Origin of the sequence: Enterobacter sp. PI-10 (assembly GCF_027947695.1) — a bacterium.
GTDB lineage: Bacteria > Pseudomonadota > Gammaproteobacteria > Enterobacterales > Enterobacteriaceae > Enterobacter > Enterobacter vonholyi.
On the sequence record NZ_JAJNOG010000003.1, the window covers coordinates 119,966 to 139,062 of the forward strand.

Annotated in this window: 18 protein-coding genes; 9 read left to right on the plus strand and 9 right to left on the minus strand. The window is 56.5% G+C overall.

The window, feature by feature from the left end; all coding sequences use genetic code 11:
- The first annotated feature begins 18 nt into the window (after positions 1-18).
- Positions 19-843, plus strand: coding sequence for a helix-turn-helix domain-containing protein (locus LRM19_RS08995; RefSeq protein WP_271368350.1), 825 nt, complete (start codon positions 19-21; stop codon positions 841-843).
- Here the strand turns inward: LRM19_RS08995 and arsC are convergent.
- Both arsC and bepA read right to left on the minus strand, forming a co-directional pair.
- Complete coding sequence (arsC, locus tag LRM19_RS09000) at positions 840-1,196, minus strand: arsenate reductase (glutaredoxin) (protein ID WP_271368353.1); 357 nt, start codon at positions 1,194-1,196, stop codon at positions 840-842. The two genes, LRM19_RS08995 and arsC, sit on opposite strands and share 4 nt — an antisense overlap.
- A gap of 18 nt (positions 1,197-1,214) precedes the next feature.
- A complete protein-coding gene (gene bepA / locus LRM19_RS09005) occupies positions 1,215-2,678 on the minus strand; it encodes a beta-barrel assembly-enhancing protease (RefSeq protein ID WP_111965181.1) in 1,464 nt (487 codons plus the stop codon).
- A gap of 221 nt (positions 2,679-2,899) precedes the next feature.
- Between bepA and LRM19_RS09010 the strand changes: the two genes are divergently transcribed.
- Positions 2,900-3,964: an AI-2E family transporter gene (locus LRM19_RS09010; protein ID WP_033146172.1), complete on the plus strand. Its 1,065-nt coding sequence runs from the start codon at positions 2,900-2,902 to the stop codon at positions 3,962-3,964.
- Positions 3,965-4,059: 95 nt separating this feature from the next.
- Here LRM19_RS09010 and bcp read toward each other — a convergent pair whose 3' ends face one another.
- Positions 4,060-4,530 (minus strand): thioredoxin-dependent thiol peroxidase, encoded by a 471-nt coding sequence (gene bcp, locus LRM19_RS09015; RefSeq protein ID WP_014171119.1) that lies wholly within the window; start codon positions 4,528-4,530, stop codon positions 4,060-4,062.
- Positions 4,530-5,099 (minus strand): glycine cleavage system transcriptional repressor, encoded by a 570-nt coding sequence (locus tag LRM19_RS09020; RefSeq protein WP_023308758.1) that lies wholly within the window; start codon positions 5,097-5,099, stop codon positions 4,530-4,532. Before LRM19_RS09020 ends, bcp begins: the two co-directional genes overlap by 1 nt.
- Before the next feature lie 145 nt (positions 5,100-5,244).
- Here LRM19_RS09020 and dapA point away from each other — a divergent pair, with 145 nt between their 5' ends.
- From dapA to ypfH, 6 genes are all read left to right on the plus strand, one after another.
- On the plus strand, positions 5,245-6,123 hold the full coding sequence (gene dapA, locus LRM19_RS09025) for a 4-hydroxy-tetrahydrodipicolinate synthase (RefSeq protein ID WP_008501633.1): 879 nt from the start codon (positions 5,245-5,247) through the stop codon (positions 6,121-6,123).
- A 16-nt stretch (positions 6,124-6,139) separates the two neighbouring features.
- The gene (bamC, locus tag LRM19_RS09030) at positions 6,140-7,174 is read left to right on the plus strand and encodes an outer membrane protein assembly factor BamC (RefSeq protein ID WP_111965182.1); all 1,035 of its coding nucleotides are present in this window, start codon (positions 6,140-6,142) and stop codon (positions 7,172-7,174) included.
- A 109-nt stretch (positions 7,175-7,283) separates the two neighbouring features.
- Positions 7,284-7,997 (plus strand): phosphoribosylaminoimidazolesuccinocarboxamide synthase, encoded by a 714-nt coding sequence (purC, locus tag LRM19_RS09035; protein ID WP_008501631.1) that lies wholly within the window; start codon positions 7,284-7,286, stop codon positions 7,995-7,997.
- Between the two features lie 120 nt (positions 7,998-8,117).
- Positions 8,118-8,984: a KPN_02809 family neutral zinc metallopeptidase gene (ypfJ, locus tag LRM19_RS09040; protein WP_111965183.1), complete on the plus strand. Its 867-nt coding sequence runs from the start codon at positions 8,118-8,120 to the stop codon at positions 8,982-8,984.
- Complete coding sequence (locus LRM19_RS09045) at positions 8,984-10,930, plus strand: tRNA(Met) cytidine acetyltransferase TmcA (RefSeq protein WP_271368375.1); 1,947 nt, start codon at positions 8,984-8,986, stop codon at positions 10,928-10,930. Before ypfJ ends, LRM19_RS09045 begins: the two co-directional genes overlap by 1 nt.
- 73 nt (positions 10,931-11,003) lie before the next feature.
- A complete protein-coding gene (gene ypfH, locus LRM19_RS09050; protein WP_136195541.1) occupies positions 11,004-11,699 on the plus strand; it encodes an esterase in 696 nt (231 codons plus the stop codon).
- 38 nt (positions 11,700-11,737) lie between these two features.
- Here ypfH and LRM19_RS09055 read toward each other — a convergent pair whose 3' ends face one another.
- From LRM19_RS09055 to LRM19_RS09065, 3 genes are read right to left on the minus strand one after another with little or no spacing between them, the layout of a single operon-like run.
- The gene (locus LRM19_RS09055; RefSeq protein WP_008501627.1) at positions 11,738-11,935 is read right to left on the minus strand and encodes a YpfN family protein; all 198 of its coding nucleotides are present in this window, start codon (positions 11,933-11,935) and stop codon (positions 11,738-11,740) included.
- A gap of 24 nt (positions 11,936-11,959) precedes the next feature.
- Positions 11,960-13,087: a succinyl-diaminopimelate desuccinylase gene (gene dapE / locus LRM19_RS09060; protein ID WP_136195540.1), complete on the minus strand. Its 1,128-nt coding sequence runs from the start codon at positions 13,085-13,087 to the stop codon at positions 11,960-11,962.
- A 10-nt stretch (positions 13,088-13,097) separates the two neighbouring features.
- A complete protein-coding gene (locus tag LRM19_RS09065; protein ID WP_115875967.1) occupies positions 13,098-13,448 on the minus strand; it encodes an ArsC family reductase in 351 nt (116 codons plus the stop codon).
- 387 nt (positions 13,449-13,835) lie between these two features.
- Between LRM19_RS09065 and ypfM the strand changes: the two genes are divergently transcribed.
- Positions 13,836-13,895, plus strand: coding sequence for a protein YpfM (ypfM, locus tag LRM19_RS09070; RefSeq protein ID WP_015572204.1), 60 nt, complete (start codon positions 13,836-13,838; stop codon positions 13,893-13,895).
- Between the two features lie 109 nt (positions 13,896-14,004).
- On the opposite strand, the gene acrD is transcribed toward ypfM, so the two are convergent.
- The gene (acrD, locus tag LRM19_RS09075) at positions 14,005-17,118 is read right to left on the minus strand and encodes a multidrug efflux RND transporter permease AcrD (protein ID WP_127731904.1); all 3,114 of its coding nucleotides are present in this window, start codon (positions 17,116-17,118) and stop codon (positions 14,005-14,007) included.
- A gap of 142 nt (positions 17,119-17,260) precedes the next feature.
- On the minus strand, positions 17,261-18,955 hold the full coding sequence (gene narQ / locus LRM19_RS09080; RefSeq protein ID WP_271368377.1) for a nitrate/nitrite two-component system sensor histidine kinase NarQ: 1,695 nt from the start codon (positions 18,953-18,955) through the stop codon (positions 17,261-17,263).
- Positions 18,956-19,097: the final 142 nt, after the last annotated feature.

Here is a 19,097-nt window from a genome sequence, read left to right on the forward strand (position 1 = left end):
TAGTTCTGAGGACTTGCGATGGAAATTAAACTGCATGCTAATGCCACCACGACGCCGCGCATCCGTCGCTATCTTCAGCAGTCAGATAAAAGCGACAGAGAGCTTGCCGCTGAGCTGGGCATTTCGGTCACTACCGTCAGGCGCTGGCGCAACCGCGAGCAGATTTCGGACAACCACACAACGCCAAAAGTGATACACAAAGTGTTGAGACAAGAGCAGATCGCACTGGTGAATGTCCTGCGTGACGTCTCGGGAGCGCCGCTTGATGAACTGCTGCAGATTGTAAACGGCGTGCTGGGGATCCCCGTATCCCGGGCGACATTGAACCGCTACCTCAAACCGACCTCTGCGCAACAAAAAGGGGCTCCGTTGCAGGGGAAAAAGGCGCTCAAGGCAGGTATCGTGCCGCAAAAACTTCTGTTACATCATCAGCCCCTGTCTCTGCATATGGACGATGGCGGAGAACAGCATCTACTTTGGGCGCGTGAACCGGTGAGCGGCTGGTGCTACGCCCGGCTGTACGCGCGCACTTCTCCGCAGCTGCTGGCCCGCTGGGCGCACGACGCGCTGGAAGCCTGTCCGGCTGATATTCAATCTATTGAGACTTTTGGTTTCGAGGTGAAGCCAGAGGAACGTAATACCACCGTTACGGTGCATCCGCAGCAGTACCGCGCTGTTCAGGTTGCTCAGCCGCTCTGTGAAATCATTCCACGCCTGAACAGTGAGCCGGCAGGCGAGCTGTTGATCCAGCTGTGCGAATTTTACAACCGGGGAAAAGCGCAGAAAAAGTTAGGAGAGAGTACGCCGCAGGCCTTTCTTGAAGCGCTGCGGCGTAACGATTAGAGGATCTGGAGCACGTCTTCCGGCGGACGTCCAATGCGCGCCTGGCCGTTCGCCACCACAATCGGGCGCTCAATCAGCTTTGGATTTTCAACCATCGCCTGGACCAGTTCAGCCTCGGTGAGACGGTTGTCATCCAGGTTAAGCGACTTATACAGATCTTCTTTCTGACGCATCAGCTCTCTAGCACTGCCCATTCCCAGCATGCGCAGCAGCTGGCGGAGGGTTTGCGCGTCAGGTGGTGTATCAAGGTAAAGCACCACTTCCGGCTCAACGCCGTTAGACGTCAGCAGGCTCAGGGTATCGCGGCTCTTGGAGCAGCGAGGGTTGTGATAAATTTTTACGGCGTCTGTCATGACGTGAATTCTCCTTTATTACATCTTCTCGTACGGCTTAAAGCGCTGCTGCAGGCCGCGCAGCTGATCGATACGCGCGTCGTAACGGGCCTGCTGTAGGCTACCAAGCTTGACCTGCGAGCTGGCGCTGCTGAGCGCGGAAATCGCCTGATCGAGGCGGCCCACCAGGGCAAAGCCTTCGGCACGCGCCGCAAGCTCCTGATCGCGGTTGCCGAGCTGGGCTTCCGCCTGAGCGAGCAGATCCCAGCCGTTTTGATCGTCTTTATTATTAAAGGTGTAGCGGTTCAGGATGGTCGCCGCTTCACCCGGCTGGCCGCCCTGCAGGTAAGCATTCGCCAGGTTAAGCTGCAGTACCGGGTTGGTACGGACGTCTTTCGCCCCTTTCAGACGGTTAATCGCATCGGCGGTTTTCTTCTGCCCCAGATCGATATCCGTCGAAAGATCGAGATACCACGGGTTGTTCGGGTCGGCAGCAAGGAGCGGCTGCAGCGCTTTACGCGCCTCGTCGTATTTGCTGGCTTCCATCGCCTGAAGCGCCTGACCATACTGCGCGGCGTTTTTCTCACGCACGTTGCCTTTCGCCAGGGTATCCAGCAGGTCACTGGTGAGCTGGTTACGCCCGGAATTGTACATTCCCAGGGTTCTCACTTTCGCCATGTAGAAATCCTGCGAAGACTGGACCACCACAGGACGCATCTGGTTTGCACGGTTACGCGCGTCCGATAGTCGGCTTTCAGGCAGCGGGTGCGTCAGCAGGATTTCCGGCGGACGGGAAGAGTAACGCGCCTGATCGAGCAGTTTTTCCAGGAAGCTCGGCATGGCCTGCGGGTCAAAGCCCGAGCGCTGCAGCACCTGAATCCCGATGCGGTCCGCTTCCTGCTCGTTTTGTTGGGTAAAGCTGATCATCCCCTGACGTGTTCCCGCCAGCGTACCGGTCAGGGCTGCCATCCCGGCCTGCGGGCTGGCCATCGCCAGCAGAATCGATCCCAGTGCACCCACCCAGGTGAGGGGAGCGTTACGTTTCTGGTCTTCCATCGCACGCGCCAGGTGACGCTGTGTGACGTGCGAAATTTCGTGCGCCATTACCGAGGCCAGCTGGCTTTCGTTGTCTGAATATCGGAATAACGCCGAATGCAGCACCACGTTACCGCCAAAGAAGGCGAAGGCGTTGATTTCGTCATTATTGATTAAATAGAAATGGAAGGGGGTCTTTACCGAGTCGGCGTGTGCTACCAGACGCATCCCCAGCCCGTTTATGTACTGCACCAGCAAAGGGTCGTTGATCAGCGGGGCGCTGCCGCGCAGCTGGCGAACATAGTAATCCCCCATTTGCATCTCTTGCCCAATAGAGAGCGTGCTTCCTGCTGTGGTGCCCATGTCCGGCAATGAATCGGACGAGTCAGCAAAAGCGGGCAACACCTGACCGACCGTCACCGCGGCAATCAGTGTTGCAACCAGTGTTTTTCTCAATTGCCTGAACATAACCACTGTCCTGTATGTTGGATGTGCTAATTTGACCGATGAACCGGCATATCGTTCATCTCTGCTGCCCTGCGAGTGTAGCCGTGTTGTAGCATGAAGAAAATCCCATTCATCAGGGTTTTGCGGATTGCGATCGGGATACAAAAAGCGAAAGTCTTTTTTGTGACAGTTAGATACAATTCACCGTCTCACTCCCGCCATTCGATTCAGGGAAGGGTTGTATGCTCGAAATGTTAATGCAGTGGTACCGGCGTCGGTTCAGCGACCCGGAAGCCATTGCTTTGTTGGTTATTCTGGTTGCCGGGTTCGGTATTCTGTTCTTCTTCAGCGGCCTGCTCGCCCCTCTGCTGGTGGCGATTGTGCTGGCGTATCTGCTGGAGTGGCCCACGGCGCGTCTGGAACATATCGGCTGTTCCCGCCGCTGGGCGACCAGCATCGTGCTGGTGCTGTTTGTCGGCATCCTGCTGTTAATGGCTTTTGTGGTGATGCCGGTCGCCTGGCAGCAGGGAATTAACCTGATCCGCGACATGCCCGGCATGCTGAACAAGCTGTCTGATTTTGCCGCCACGCTGCCGCGCCGTTATCCGGCCCTGATGGATGCCGGAATTATCGACGCGATGGCCGAAAATATGCGCGCCCGCATCATGACGATGGGTGATTCGGTGGTGAAGTACTCTCTGGCGTCCCTGGTCGGACTGCTGACGCTGGCGGTTTACCTTGTGCTCGTGCCGCTGATGGTCTTCTTCCTGGTGAAAGATAAAGATCAAATGCTCAACGCCGTGCGCCGTATTCTGCCGCGCAACCGCGGGCTGGCAGGGCAGGTCTGGGAAGAGATGAACCAGCAGATCACCAACTACATTCGCGGCAAGGTGCTGGAGATGATTGTCGTGGGGGTAGCGACCTGGATTGGCTTCCTGATTTTCGGCCTGAACTACTCGCTGCTGCTGGCGGTGCTGGTGGGGCTGTCGGTTCTGATCCCGTACATAGGCGCGTTTGTGGTGACCATTCCGGTTGTTGGGGTCGCGTTGTTCCAGTTTGGGCTGGGGACTGAGTTCTGGAGCTGCTTCGCGGTGTACCTGATTATTCAGGGCCTGGACGGTAACCTGCTGGTGCCGGTGCTGTTCTCCGAAGCGGTGAACCTGCATCCGCTGGTGATTATCTTATCCGTGGTGATTTTCGGCGGGCTGTGGGGATTCTGGGGCGTGTTCTTCGCTATTCCGCTGGCTACGCTGATTAAAGCGGTCGTCCACGCGTGGCCGGATGTGCCGGCGGTGGAAGAGAAGTAGAGGGGGGCGGCCTGATGCCCTCACCCAGACCCCTTCACACGGGGAGAGGGAGAAAACATGAAAAACGGCAACCTGGGTTGCCGTTTTGCTGTTTATCAGGCGCTTTGTTTCAGCCAGTTCAACACCACGTCGTGGTGGTTGCTGGTTTTGAAGTCGTCAAACACGTGTTCAACTTTACCGTCAGCGTCAATCAGGAAGCTGATGCGGTGGATGCCGTCGTAGGTTTTACCCATAAACGTCTTCTCGCCCCAGACGCCGAACTGCTCGCATACCTGATGATCTTCATCAGAAAGCAGCGTGAAGTTCAGCAGCTCTTTTTCAGCAAATCGTGACAGCTTTTCTGGTTTATCGGTGCTGATACCCAGCACTTCCACGCCGACTTTTTTCAACTCGTCCATGTTGTCGCGTAAGCCGCAGGCCTGTACGGTGCAGCCGGGGGTCATGGCTTTCGGGTAGAAATAGACCAGAACACGCTGTCCCTGGAAGTCGGTCAAATTTACTTGCTCGCCGTCTTGATCCGGTAAGCTAAATTTCGGTGCGATGTCACCGGCTTTCAGTGGGTTCATTACTCAACTCCATCCTGTTCGTGCTGCGAATAATTGACGACGCTTATACTGCCCTGCGCGTTTAATTCTGTACAGAGGGCTTTGAACGCTTGCTCGATATTTGACGCATCCTGTGAGGCAGGGCTGTGCGCGGTAATTTGAATAAACAGCACCGGAAGACCATGGTCATCGCTTGTCTGCGTACGGGAAACCAGTTCGGCAATATTCATCTGATGACTGTCAAAAAGCGCCGTGAAACGCTCAATCAGATGCGGAGAATCAGGCACTTCAACCTGTACCCAGACGGTAGAAGGCAGTGCCGGACGCGGACGCGCAGTGGTGCGCTTCATGACAATCAGCAAATCCAGTTCGGCCCCTTTCAGCGGCAGGGTCGATTCAATCAACGTGATGGCGTTCCATGTCCCGGAAAGTAACATAATAAATGTGAACTCTTCACCGAGCATCGCCAGACGGCTGTCTTCGATATTACAGCCGCAGCTGCTTACGTGGCGGGTGATGGTGTTCACGATACCCGGCCTGTCGGCACCCAGCGCAGTGATAACCAGGTAATGTTGTGATGAGGTTGTCAAACCTGTTCTTCCTTTGCATGGTTAAGTCTTCCTAAGGAAAGCATAAAAAAAACATGCATACAACCGCCTGAGAGCCTCAGGTCGCTTGCTTTTATTACAGTTCCAAACGTAACATTGAGGCTCTTGTTCGCACAGAGGATGGCTCATGTTCACGGGAAGTATTGTCGCGCTTGTTACACCGATGGATGAAAAAGGTAATGTCTGCCGGTCAAGCATGAAGAAGCTCATTGATTACCATGTCGCCAACGGAACCTCGGCGATCGTTTCGGTAGGGACTACCGGTGAATCCGCAACGCTGAGCCACGACGAGCACGGCGATGTGGTGATGCTGACCCTGGAACTGGCTGACGGACGTATTCCGGTCATCGCGGGCACAGGGGCTAATGCAACCGCAGAAGCTATCAGCCTGACCAAACGTTTTAACGACAGCGGCATCGTTGGCTGTCTGACGGTGACTCCTTACTACAACCGTCCTACTCAGGAAGGTTTGTTCCAGCACTTCAAAGCCATCGCTGAACATACTGACTTGCCACAAATTCTGTATAATGTGCCGTCTCGTACCGGTTGCGATATGCTGCCGGAAACCGTTGGTCGTCTCTCGGAAGTAAAAAATATTATCGGTATTAAAGAGGCGACAGGGAACTTAAGTCGCGTTCATCAGATCAAAGAGCTGGTTTCAGACGACTTTATCCTGTTGAGTGGTGATGATGCGACCGCGCTGGACTTTATGCAGCTCGGTGGCCATGGCGTGATCTCCGTAACGGCAAACGTTGCGGCGCGCGACATGGCTGAAATGTGCAAACTGGCCGCAGCAGGTCATTTTGATGAAGCGCGCGTCATTAATCAGCGTCTGATGCCGCTGCACAATAAATTATTTGTCGAACCCAATCCGATCCCAGTGAAATGGGCATGCAAGGAGTTGGGTCTTGTAGCAACCGATACGCTGCGTCTGCCAATGACACCGATCACCGACCACGGTCGTGATATCGTCAGGGCTGCGCTGAAGCATGCCGGTTTGCTGTAGAGTTTAGGGAGATTTGATGGCTTATTCAGTACAGAAGTCGCGCCTGGCGAAGGTTGCGAGTGTTTCGCTTGTTATGCTGCTCGCTGCCTGTAGTTCAGACTCGCGCTACAAGCGCCAGGTGAGCGGTGATGAATCCTATCTGGATGCGACCCCGCTTGCTGAACTTCACGCACCGGCTGGTATGATCCTGCCGATTCAGAACGGCGATTATAATATTCCCGTGACCAACGGCAGCGGCCTGGTCGGTAAAGCGCTTGATATTCGTCCGCCAGCACAGCCTCTGGCGCTGGTTAGCGGGGCGCGTACCCAGTTCACCGGTGATACGGCGTCTCTGATGGTTGAGAGCGCGCGCGGTAGCAATCTTTGGCCGCAGGTTGTCAGCGTCATTCAGTCGAAGAACTACACCATCGATAAACGCGATGACGCCAGCCAGACGTTAACCACCGACTGGATCGAATGGAACCGTCTGGATGAAGACCAGCAGTACCGTGGTCGCTATCAAGTCTCCGTTAAACCACAGGGTTATCAGCAGGCGGTCAACGTTAAGCTGTTGAACCTGGAGCAGGCGGGTAAACCGGTTGCGGATGCCGCGTCCCTGCAGCGTTACAGTACCGAAATGTTGAACGTGATTGCCGCAGGTCTGGATAAGACCGCTACCGATGCCGCCAACGCTGCGCAGAGCCGTAACGGTGTGACCTTCGATGTTCAGAGCGGCGCGGATGATACCGGCCTGCCAATGCTGGTAGTGCGTGCACCGTTTAACCAGACCTGGCAACGTCTGCCAGCGACGCTGGAAAAAGTGGGCATGAAAGTGACCGACAGCACGCGTTCAACCGGCAGCATGACGGCAACCTATAAGCCGCTCTCCGACAGCGCGTGGCAGGAACTGGGCGCGAAAGATCCACAGCTTGCCTCTGGTGACTATAAGATTCAGGTAGGCGACCTAGATAACCGCAGCAGTCTGCAGTTTATCGATCCAAAAGGTCACACGCTGACCCAGTCGCAGAACGATGCGCTGGTCGCCGTCTTCCAGGCAGCATTCAGCAAATAAATACGAGGGCTGGTGAATCCAGCCCTTTTTATTTTAGTGCCACGCAAACGTGTGCGTGGCATAATATCCCCAGTTTTGAACACAAATCATCACACCAGGAGTAATGAAGATGCAGAAGCAAGCTGAGTTGTATCGTGGCAAAGCGAAGACCGTATACAGCACGGAAAACCCGGATCTGTTGGTGCTCGAGTTCCGCAATGATACGTCAGCAGGGGATGGCGCACGCATTGAGCAGTTCGATCGTAAAGGCATGGTGAACAACAAGTTCAACCACTTCATTATGACCAAACTGGCCGAGGCGGGTATCCCGACCCAGATGGAAGCGTTGCTGTCCGATACGGAATGTCTGGTGAAAAAACTGGATATGGTTCCGGTTGAGTGCGTTATTCGTAACCGTGCGGCGGGCTCCCTGGTGAAGCGTCTCGGCATTGAAGAAGGTATCGAACTGAATCCACCGCTGTTCGACCTGTTCCTGAAAAACGATGCCATGCACGATCCGATGGTCAATGATTCCTACTGCGAAACCTTCGGCTGGGTGAACAAAGAGAACCTGGCGCGCATGAAAGAGCTGACCTACAAAGCCAACGACGTGCTGAAAAAACTGTTTGATGACGCGGGCCTGATCCTCGTCGACTTCAAGCTGGAGTTTGGTCTGTTCAAAGGCGAAGTGGTGCTGGGCGATGAGTTCTCACCAGACGGTAGCCGCCTGTGGGATAAAGAAACGCTGGATAAAATGGACAAAGACCGTTTCCGTCAGAGCCTGGGTGGCCTGATTGAAGCGTACGAAGCGGTTGCTCACCGTTTAGGCGTTAAGCTCGACTAACTCCCTCACTTGCCAAAGGATGTTCGCATCCTTTGGCGTCTTACCTTTGTTTCCTATGGTAATCTTGCCGTTAACCGCCTACGATCATAGCTATTATAAATGGAATAGTTAGAGGTGGTTATGCGCTGGCAAGGGCGTCGTGAAAGTGACAATGTAGAAGACAGACGCAGTGATGGCGGCGGCGGTCCTTCAATGGGGGGACCCGGCTTCCGGTTACCCAGCGGTAAGGGCGGCATCATCCTGCTGATTGTGGTTTTAGTCGCGGGTTATTACGGCGTTGACCTCACAGGGTTGATGACCGGTCAGCCGCTGCAACAGCAGCAATCTCAGCACTCCATCAGCCCGAATGAAGATGAAGCGGCCAAATTTACCTCCGTTATCCTCGCCACAACGGAAGACACCTGGGGTCAGCTGTTTGAGAAGATGGGGCGTACCTACCAGCAGCCGAAGCTGGTGATGTACCGGGGCGCAACCCGCACCGGATGCGGCACCGGACAGTCCGTGATGGGGCCGTTCTACTGCCCGGCGGACGGCACCGTCTATATCGATCTCTCCTTTTACGATGACATGAAACGCAAGCTTGGCGCTGACGGTGATTTTGCCCAGGGCTACGTGATCGCGCATGAAGTCGGCCATCACGTGCAAAAGCTGCTGGGGATTGAGCCTAAGGTGCGCCAGCTGCAGCAAAATGCCTCGCAGGCAGAAGTTAACCGACTGTCCGTCAAAATGGAGCTGCAGGCGGACTGCTTCGCGGGCGTCTGGGGCCACAGCATGCAGCAGCAGGGCGTCCTGGAATCCGGCGATCTTGAGGAGGCGTTAAACGCCGCTCAGGCTATCGGTGACGACCGTCTTCAGCAGCAGAGCCAGGGGCGCGTCGTGCCGGACAGCTTCACTCACGGTACCTCACAGCAGCGCTACAGCTGGTTCAAACGCGGCTTCGACAGCGGCGACCCGGCGCAGTGTAATACCTTCGGCAAAGCGATGTAATGCTGGCGTTTGAACAGCTGATACGCGAGCTTGAGCGCACCGGCCATCGCCGGCTGGTGGTGCTCAGCGGCGAGGTACAGTGGACGTTAACCCAGGCGCTTGCCCTGCGTGCCGCCCTGCCTGGAGACTGGGTTTGGCTTGACGAACATCCTTCAAAAGCCATCAGCGGCCTGCTGGGACGCGAGTTCCGGCATGCTGTTTTTGACGCCAGCGCCGGGTTTGATGTCGCCGCGTTTGCCGCCCTGAGCGGAACGCTGAGCGCCGGAAGCCTTCTGGTGCTGCGGGTTCCGCCACTCGACGCGTGGGCCGGGTTGCCAGACAGCGATTCACTGCGCTGGAGCGACAGCGCGGAAGCAATAGCCACGCCGCATTTTGTCCACCATTTCTCCCGGACGATTGCAGCCGATCCCGACGCGATTGTCTGGCTTCAGGGCCGCGCGTTATCCCTTCCGCCTTTACCCGACGCGCCAGACTGGCAGCCTGCCAGCGGCGCCCCGCAGCGCGAACAGGCTGAGATCCTGGATGTGCTGCAGGGGATGTCGGGTGGCATCGTGGCCGTCACCGCCGCGCGCGGGCGCGGAAAATCAGCCCTGGCAGGCATGTTGCTGAACCGCATTGCCGGCAGTGCCGTGGTTACCGCGCCGTCGAAGGGGGCGACGGATATCATCGCCCGCTTTGCCGGAGAGCGTTTTCATTTTATGGCCCCGGACGCGCTGCTTGCCTCTTCGCGCCAGGCAGACTGGCTGATTGTTGATGAAGCCGCTGCGATCCCCGGACCTCTGCTGGAAAAGTTAGTTGCCCGTTTCCCCCGCGTGCTGTTGACCACCACGGTGCAGGGCTATGAAGGGACGGGCCGGGGATTTTTGCTTAAATTCTGCGGTCGGTTTGCCGGGCTGCAGCGCTACAGCTTATCTACACCTGTGCGCTGGGCAGCGGGCTGCCCGCTTGAGCGGATCGTCGCCAGTGCGCTGCTGTTTGACGATACGCTGATCGACCGTCGCCCTGAAGGAGAGGTGCATTTAACGTCTCTGGCGCCGACGGCATGGGAAAGCCGCCCGGCGCTTGCCGCGAGCGTGTATGAGCTCCTCTGCGCGGCGCATTACCGCACCTCGCCGCTCGATTTGCGCCGCATGATGGACGCGCCCGGGCAGCAGTTTGCCGTTGCCGAAACGAACACGGTTATCGCCGGGGCGCTATGGCTGGTAGAGGAGGGCGGGCTGTCCCCTGAGCTTAGCCGTGCCGTGTGGGCGGGGTTCCGGCGTCCGCGCGGGAACCTGGTGGCGCAGTCTCTGGCGGCACACGGCGGCTCTCCGCTGGCGGCGACGCTCAGAGGACGGCGGGTGACCCGCATTGCCGTGCACCCTCGCCGTCAGCGGGAAGGGATTGGCCAGGCGCTTGTTCGCAGCGCCTGCGGCGAAGATTATCTGTCGGTGAGCTTTGGTTACACCGATGAACTTTGGCATTTCTGGCAGCAGTGCGGCTTTGTGCTGGTGCGGATGGGCAGCCATCGTGAAGCCAGCAGCGGCTGCTACACGGCGATGGCGCTGCTGCCGCTTAGCGAGGCAGGGCGTCGGCTGTGCGCGCAGGAACATCAGCGTTTGTGCCGGGATATGCGCGTCCTGTCTGCCTGGAACGGTGAAAAGATCCCCGTGGAAGACCGATGGGAAGCTACCCTTAATAGTGACGACTGGCTGGAGCTGGCGGGGTTTGCTTTTGCACACCGTGCGTTTTCAACCTCGGTTGCCGCGCTGACGCGGGTGTTGTTAGCCGTGGACATGCCGCTTCCGGCCCTGCGTGGGAAAATGGCAGGAAAAACGGAAGACGTCGGGCGAAAAGCGTTGCTGGCAAAGCTGCGCAGTGAAACCGCGCAAGCGCTTGAAAGCCTTGATTATCCCCGCAGCCATCAGTTGAAAGAAGACATTTTGCAATGGCAATTTTTTCAATGACTTCTTCAGTAAAGTGGCATGGTCATTCACGTCGGGAAGCGTAGAATCCAGGTCATCTATTAAGGAGACCACCATGAAACACGATCATTTTGTTGTTCAAAGCCCTGACAAACCGGCTAAACAGTTACTGCTTCTGTTTCATGGGGTTGGCGATAATGCCGTCAATATGGGGCAGATTGGCAGCTGGTTTGCACCCGTTTTCCCCGAAGCGCTGATTGTCAGCATCGGTGGCGTAGAGCCATGCGGCCCGAACGGGCGCCAGTGGTTCTCGGTTCAGGGCGTGACGGAAGAGAACCGTCAGGCGCGCATCGACGCCATCATGCCGACCTTTATCGACGTTGTCCGCTACTGGCAGCAGCAGAGCGGCGTGGGTGCCGAGGCGACCGCGCTGATTGGCTTCTCGCAGGGGTCAATCATGTCGCTGGAAAGCGTAAAGGCGCACCCGGGTCTGGTGTCACGGGTGATCGCGTTTAACGGTCGTTTTGCGACGTTACCGACAAGCGCAACCACGCAAACCACGATCCACTTAATCCACGGCGGTGAAGACCGGGTGATTGAGCTCTCGCATGCGGTTGCTGCCCAGGAAGCGCTGATTCGTGAGGGGGGGGATGTGACGCTGGATATCGTTGACGATCTGGGCCACGCCATTGACGACCGCAGCATGCAGTTTGCGCTCGATCGTTTGCGCTATACCGTACCGAAGCACTACTTTGATGAAGCGCTCAGCGGCGGTAAGCCGGATAATGATGATATTGTTGAGTTTATGTGAGGTTATCCCCTCTCCACAGGAGAGGGGATACGGACCGGTTACTTCTTCTGGTCTTTCTTCGGCCAGTCGTCGTCATCGTCCCACTTGTCGTTGAAATCACGGTGCGGGGGAAGATCCGGTTTGTTGGCGAGAAATTTTTTATGGTCCACGCGCTTAAGGTCTTTAATCACGTTAAGCAGTACGCCGACCAGAAAAACCAACACCAGAACCCACCAGTACTTTGAAAGCCAATCCATTCGCTATTCCTCTCAGAGCGTTCGTCAGGCGACGATTTGCTCCATAATACGTTGATACATACGGGCCAGCAGTTGCAAATCTGCCGCATTGACACACTCATTTATTTTATGAATGGTTGCGTTCACTGGCCCCAGTTCGACAACCTGTGCACCCATACGGGCGATAAAGCGTCCGTCTGAGGTGCCACCCGTTGTCAGCAGCTGTGGCTTAATTTCATTATAGTGCTCGATGGCGTTCACCACCGCATCCACCAGTTTGCCGCGCTGCGTCAGGAACGGCTGGCCGGAAAGCCACCATTCCACGGTGTAGCGCAGTTGATATTTTTCCAGGAGGGCAACAACGCGCGCCTTGATCATCTCATCGGTCAGCTCAGTGCTGAAGCGGAAGTTGAACTGGACGAAGTAATCCCCCGGGATCACGTTATTGCTGCCGGTCCCGGCCTTGACGTTCGCAATCTGCATGCTGGTCGGCGGGAAGAACTCGTTGCCCTTATCCCACTCAATCGCCACCAGCTCGCTCAGCATTGGCGCGGCGCGGTGGACCGGGTTATCGGCCAGATGCGGATACGCAACGTGCCCCTGAACGCCGTGAATGGTCAGGTTACAGGTCAGCGAGCCACGGCGTCCGTTTTTGACGACGTCACCCACTACTTCGGTGCTGGAGGGCTCACCGACCAGGCAGTAGTCGAGACGCTCGTTGCGTGCCATCAGCGCTTCAACGACCTTCACGGTACCGTTGTGCGCACTGGCTTCTTCGTCGGAGGTTACCAAAAACGCGAGACGGTTTTTGTGGTTGGGATGCTGCGCCACAAAGCGCTCTGCCGCCACGACCATCGCCGCCAGAGAGCCTTTCATGTCTGCCGCGCCGCGACCAAACAGCATGCCGTCGCGAATGGTCGGTTCAAACGGCGGGTTAATCCAGCGGTCCGCGTCACCGGCGGGAACGACGTCAGTATGCCCGGCGAAGGCCAGCGTTTCGCCCTGTCCGCGCCACGCCCAGAAGTTCTGGGTATCGCCAAAATCCATGCGTTCAACGGTAAAACCGATGGCACGCAGGCGTTCAATCATAAGAGCCTGACAACCTGCGTCGTCCGGGCTAAGGGAAGGACGGCGAATAAGCTGCTGAGTCAGCTCAATGACCGGGCATGACATAAACTACACCTCAACGAAAAAAGTCGGAATAAAGGGTTTCACTGAAACCCAGCAGCATAGGCTGCCCTGGCGCGCAGAGCAATGGGCGTTTGATAATTGCCGGCATCTCGAGCATCAGTTTTGCCGCGCTGTCTGCATCGGTGATGCTGGCGCGCAGAGATTCGTCCAGTTTACGCCATGTGGTACCGCGGGTATTCAGCAGAGCTTCCCAGCCCAGTTCGCGGATAGCGCTATGCAGAAATTCTGCATCAAGCCCATCGGCGCGGTAATCGTGGAAACGGTACTCCACGCCGTTCGCTTCCAGCCATCGACGGGCTTTTTTGATGGTGTCGCAATTTTTAATGCCGTACATCACAACCATGGTGAATCCTTTTGACCTTATGATGATTAAATGTTCAGTAAATTCGAAGATATATCCTTAAGTGGAATATAACACATTCAGGAATCGTCTGGATTTACACTTTATATTAATTCAACTCACATCTGTGCGCTGAATATTCTTTCACCATTTAAGCATAGATGTCCATAAACTTTAAAAACCCAATAAACTCAGCAAATAAAATAAAACTCACCCATCCGTAGGGTTATTTCAAAATATTGCTGGCCGTCACAAAAAATTGAGGTCTCACCGTTCATATTTATCATAAATCCCCGCAGGACGTGGGTTACAATCACAGCAATTGGTTAAATAGTCTTCACAATGATGGCCCGTTTTTGTAGAATGCGCATAATAATAAGAGAGGTAGTTATGATTGAACGTGAACTGGGGAACTGGAAAGATTTTATCGAAGGCATGCTTCGTAAATGACATTCAGTAAGAATTGCAAGAGCACTAAAATAAGTAAAATAACCATAGTGTGAATTAATCACACAGTAAAAAGGCGGCCGATAAAGCCGCCTTTTTTTATTTCAATCACTTACTCAGCACGTTCCTTTAGCGGGAAGCGACGACGCACCAGCACAAAGAACAGCGGAACGAAATAAATGGCCAGGATGGTGGCCGAAATCATGCCGCCCATGACCCCCGTCCCGACGGCATGCTGGCTGCTGGAGCCTGCTCCCGTACTGGTTGCCATCGGCAGTACGCCAAAGACAAACGCCAGTGACGTCATCAGAATGGGGCGCAGGCGCTGACGGCAGGCGTGCAGCGTGGCCGCCATCAGCTCGTGGCCTTTGGCATTCATCTCGTTGGCAAACTCAACGATCAGAATGGCGTTTTTCGCCGACAGCCCAATCACGGTGAGCAGACCCACCTGGAAGTAAACATCGTTCTCCAGACCGCGCATCCAGGTCGCGAGCAGGGCACCAATGACGCCAAGGGGCACGACCAGCATGACGGAGAACGGGACCGACCAGCTTTCATACAGGGCGGCAAGGCAGAGGAAGACCACCAGCAGAGAGAGTGCGTAAAGTGCGGGAGCCTGCGCCCCGGAGAGGCGCTCCTGGTAAGACATGGCCGTCCACTCCAGACCAAAGCCGGCGGGCAGCTGTTGCACCAGTTTTTCCATAGTGTCCATGGCGGTACCGGTGCTGACGCCCGGCGCGGCTTCCCCGACGATTTCAACCGCAGAGTAGCCGTTATAGCGCTCCAGGCGGGGCGATCCGCTCTCCCAGTGCGAAGTCGCAAAGGCAGAGAACGGCACCATGCCGCCAGCGTTATTCCTGACAAACCAGCGGTTAATATCATCCGGCAGCATGCGGAACGGCGCGGCGGACTGGACATAGACTTTTTTCACGCGGCCACGATCCATAAAGTCATTCACATAGCTCGAGCCCCACGCCGTTTGCAGGGTATCGTTGATATCGTTGATCGACACGCCCAGCGCCTGCGCCTTACGCTGATCGATATCCACCTGAAGCTGCGGGCTGTCATCCAGACCGTTATGGCGAACGCGGGTCAGGCCGGGATCGTTGCCCGCCAGCGCTAACAGCTTATCGCGTGCCGCCATCAGCGCCGTGTGTCCCGCACCGGCGTGATCCTGCAGCTCCATGTCAAACCCGGCGGAACTGCCAAGGCCGCTGATTGCCGGCGGGCTGCTGGCAAAGACGCGCGCCTCTTTGATGTGCGCGAAGGCTTTGGTCGCGCGTTCAATGATGGCAAATGATGTTCCCGTTCTGGTATCGCGCTCGTCCCAGTCCTTCAGGCGGACGAACATGCGGGCGACGTTCTGCCCGTTCCCGCCCGGCCCGGAACCGACGGTAGAGAAGACGGATACGACGTTATCTTTCTCTTTAGTAAAGAAATACTGCTCCACTTTCTGGACCACTTTCAGCGTCTGCTGCTGCGTTGCGCCGCTCGGCAGCTGCACCGAGGTGGTGAACATCCCTCGGTCTTCCATCGGCAGGAACGAGGTGGGCAGGTGCAGGAACAGCCACACCATCCCGCCCAGCAGCACGACGTAAACCATCATCCAGCGCAGGCTGCGGTGCAGTACACGCCCAACGGCAGATTCATACCGCGCGGCGTTGCGGTCGAACATGCGGTTAAACCAGCCGAAGAACCCTTTCTGCCCGTGATGCTCCCCTTTATGCAGCGGTTTCAGCAGGGTGGCGCACAGCGCGGGGGTGAGGATCAGCGCGACCAGCACGGAGAGCACCATCGCCGAGACGATGGTGATCGAGAACTGGCGATAAATCGCCCCGGTGGTGCCGCCAAAGAAGGCCATCGGGATAAAGACAGCCGACAGTACCATCGCGATACCGACTAGCGCCCCCTGAATTTGACCCATGGATTTACGCGTCGCCTGGCGCGGAGAGAGCCCTTCTTCGCTCATGATGCGCTCGACGTTTTCAACCACGACGATGGCATCATCCACCAGCAGGCCGATTGCCAGCACCATCGCAAACATCGTCAGGGTATTAATGCTATACCCGAACGCGTAAAGCACCGCAAAGGTCCCAAGCAGCACCACGGGGACTGCAATGGTGGGGATCAGCGTCGCGCGGAAGTTTTGCAGGAACAGGTACATGACCAGGAACACCAGCGCGATGGCTTCCAGCAGGGTCTTCACCACGTCCTCAATGGAGGCTTTAACGAAGGAGGTGGTTTCATAGGCGACTTTGTACTCCAGCCCGTGCGGGAAATACTGTGAAAGCTCATCCAGACGGTCTAACACCAGTTTTGCCGTCGCCATTTCGTTCGCGCCGGAGGCCAGTTTAATCCCCAAACCGGAAGCCTGATTGCCGTTAAAGCGGCTAAGGTAGTCGTATTTTTCGGCCCCCATTTCCACCGTGGCGACATCGCCCAGACGCACTTCCGACCCGTCCTGATTCACGCGCAGGGTGATGTTGCGGAACTGGTCCGGCGTCTGCAGCAGGGATTGCGAATTGATGGTGGCGTTCAGGGCTTGCTTATCAACGGAAGGTGTTCCCCCCAGCTGTCCCACCGCAATCTGGGCGTTCTGGGCTTTGATGGCATTCGTCACGTCGGTCGCCGTCATCTGATAGCTGTTGAGCTTGTTGGGATCGAGCCAGATGCGCATGGAGTATTGTGAGCCGTAGGCGTCAATATCCCCGACGCCGTTAATACGGCTGATGGGATCCTGAATATTACTGGCGACGTAGTCCGCGATGTCCTGTTTATCCATTGAGCCATCTGTCGAGACAAACGCGATGGTCAATATGTTGGTATCACCGGTTTTACGCACGGTTACGCCCTGGTTCTGCACCGCCTGGGGCAGCTTGCGCATGGCCGACTGCAGCTGGTTTTGGACCTGCTGCACCGCTTCGTCCGGGTCGGTGCCCGCCTTGAAGCTCAGGGTCACCGTCGCCTGTCCCGTGGCGCTACTTTGCGAGGACATGTACATCAGGTTATCCAGACCCGTCATGTTCTGCTCGATAACCTGCGTGACGGTATTTTCCAGCGTCTGTGCCGACGCGCCGGGGTAGTTTGCGGTGACGCGCACGTTCGGCGGTGCCAGGTCGGGGTATTGCTCAACGGGAAGTGAAGTAATCGCCAGGACGCCTGTCAGACACAACAGGATGGCAAGCACCCAGGCAAAAATGGGGCGATCGATAAAAAAATTCGCCATGAAAGTGTGACCTCGTTTTGCTGCACGTCATTATTGTTTATTGCCCGCATAACTTTAGCGGTAAGGCCCAGGTCAAACGTGGAGAAATAAAGGAGATAATGTAAATTATCATGCGCTTTTCCCTGCGCTTCCCTCTTTACCGTTATTTACCCGTTAACGGCGTGGGCGCCGGAAACGTCACGCTGACCAGTGTGCCGCCGTTTTGCGGCTGCGAGAAGTGCAGCATCCCGCCGAGCCGTTGCGCGCGTTCGCGCATAATATTCAGGCCGTAATGTCCCGGCGGCTCGCTGGCCTCGCCAATCCCAATACCGTTGTCACGAATGCTGACGCTGTGCGTCCCGTCCACTGAGGTCACGCAGCTTACGGTGATCTCGCTGGCCTGCGCGTGCTTAATGGCATTCAACACCGCCTCACGCACGATCTGTAACAGGTGCACCTGCTTTTGCGCGTCGAGCGCCAGCGAGGAGAGGCGGCAGTCGAGATGCAGTTTCGCCTGCGTCTGGCTCTGCAGCACGTCGAGGGACTCCTGCAGCGCCGCGGGTAAGTTCGCGTGGTTCAGCGTCAGGCGGAAGGTGGTCAGCAACTCGCGCAGCTGCTGCCAGGCATTGTTCAGCTCGCGGGAGAAGTCGGTGATGATGGTCTGCGCCGGGGTATTTTCCTCGGGCACGGCGCGTTTGAGCAGCGCAAGCTGAATGCGTAGATACGACAGCACCTGCGCCAGCGAATCGTGCAGCTCGCGGGCAATGGTGGCGCGCTCTTCCATCAGCAGCAGCTGCTGGTAATGCTTTTGCGCCTGGTTAAAGTACAGTCCGCGCCCGAGCATAGTCGCCACGCTTCTCATCAGCGGAAGGGGGACGCTGTCCGCCTCGCTTTGCCAGCGCAGCTCGCCGTAGAGCGTGTCCTGCATCAGTACCGGCAGGTTTTGCAGAGGGATACCCTCAGCCTCCGTCCCTTCACACAGCCGCCAGTCGTCGCTGGTGCGCAGTTCCAGATAATTCATCTGCGTATAGTCATGGACAATCTGCAGGATATGCCGGAAGCAGTGGCTGTCTATCTGGCCGGTATTCAGCGCCTGAGAGCACTTAAACAACATGTCGAGCTGCTGGTGGGCTTCATGCAAATGTCGCGTCTTTTCCGCGACCGAGGCTTCGAGAGAACGGTAGAGCGTATCCAGCTCGGCTGACATGTGGTTAAAGGCGCGCGAAAGCTGGCCCAGCTCGTTCGGCAGGGCGCTATCCGGCGCAGGCGTGGCAAACTCGCCGCGCTCAATGCGTTCGCTGGCCGCTACCAGGTTATTCAGCGGTAGCACCACCTGGCGGCGGATGCGTCGCAGGGTAAACAGCGTCAGCAGCAGGATCCCGAGTGCGCCAGCCAGCGAGAGCAGGGTGACCGTCTGAATTTTATGTTCAGTGTAGTGCTGCAGGGCGAGCACAAAGGCATCAATGCGGCCGACAAAATCTTCAATATTGCGTTGATACCACGCGCTGTCGCCGCGGGCGATGCGCGCATCCATCTCCTGCCAGGCCACATGAAGCTGCTGATATCGTGCTTTAACATTGTCGGGGACGTACCAGCGGTTCAGCTTTTGCAGGGCAGGCGCGCCGAGCGTCTGTTGCCAGCTCTCGCGATGTGCCGCAAGAGAAGGGCTGTTGCGCTGCATCTCGTAACCCATGCGATAGCTCTGCATGCGCAGCGAACCGGCGATATTGATGGCTTCGGCATCACGCTGGCTGCTTGCCAGCGTCAGCAGCGCGACGGTGCTGGTCAGCACGGACAGGGCTATGATCGAAAAGAAAGCCCAGGCAAGGCTTCCGGAAACGGGTCGTTTAACGGTCACAGAACGGCTCTCTGAATAAAATTGATCTGCCACAGGTTCACTGGAAATAATTGGGCGCTTCAGGCATTTGAAAGTTGCCCGATCGCACCGTGATGCGTAAATACCATACTCTTATAAAGAGAAAGGTTATTGAACCAAAAAC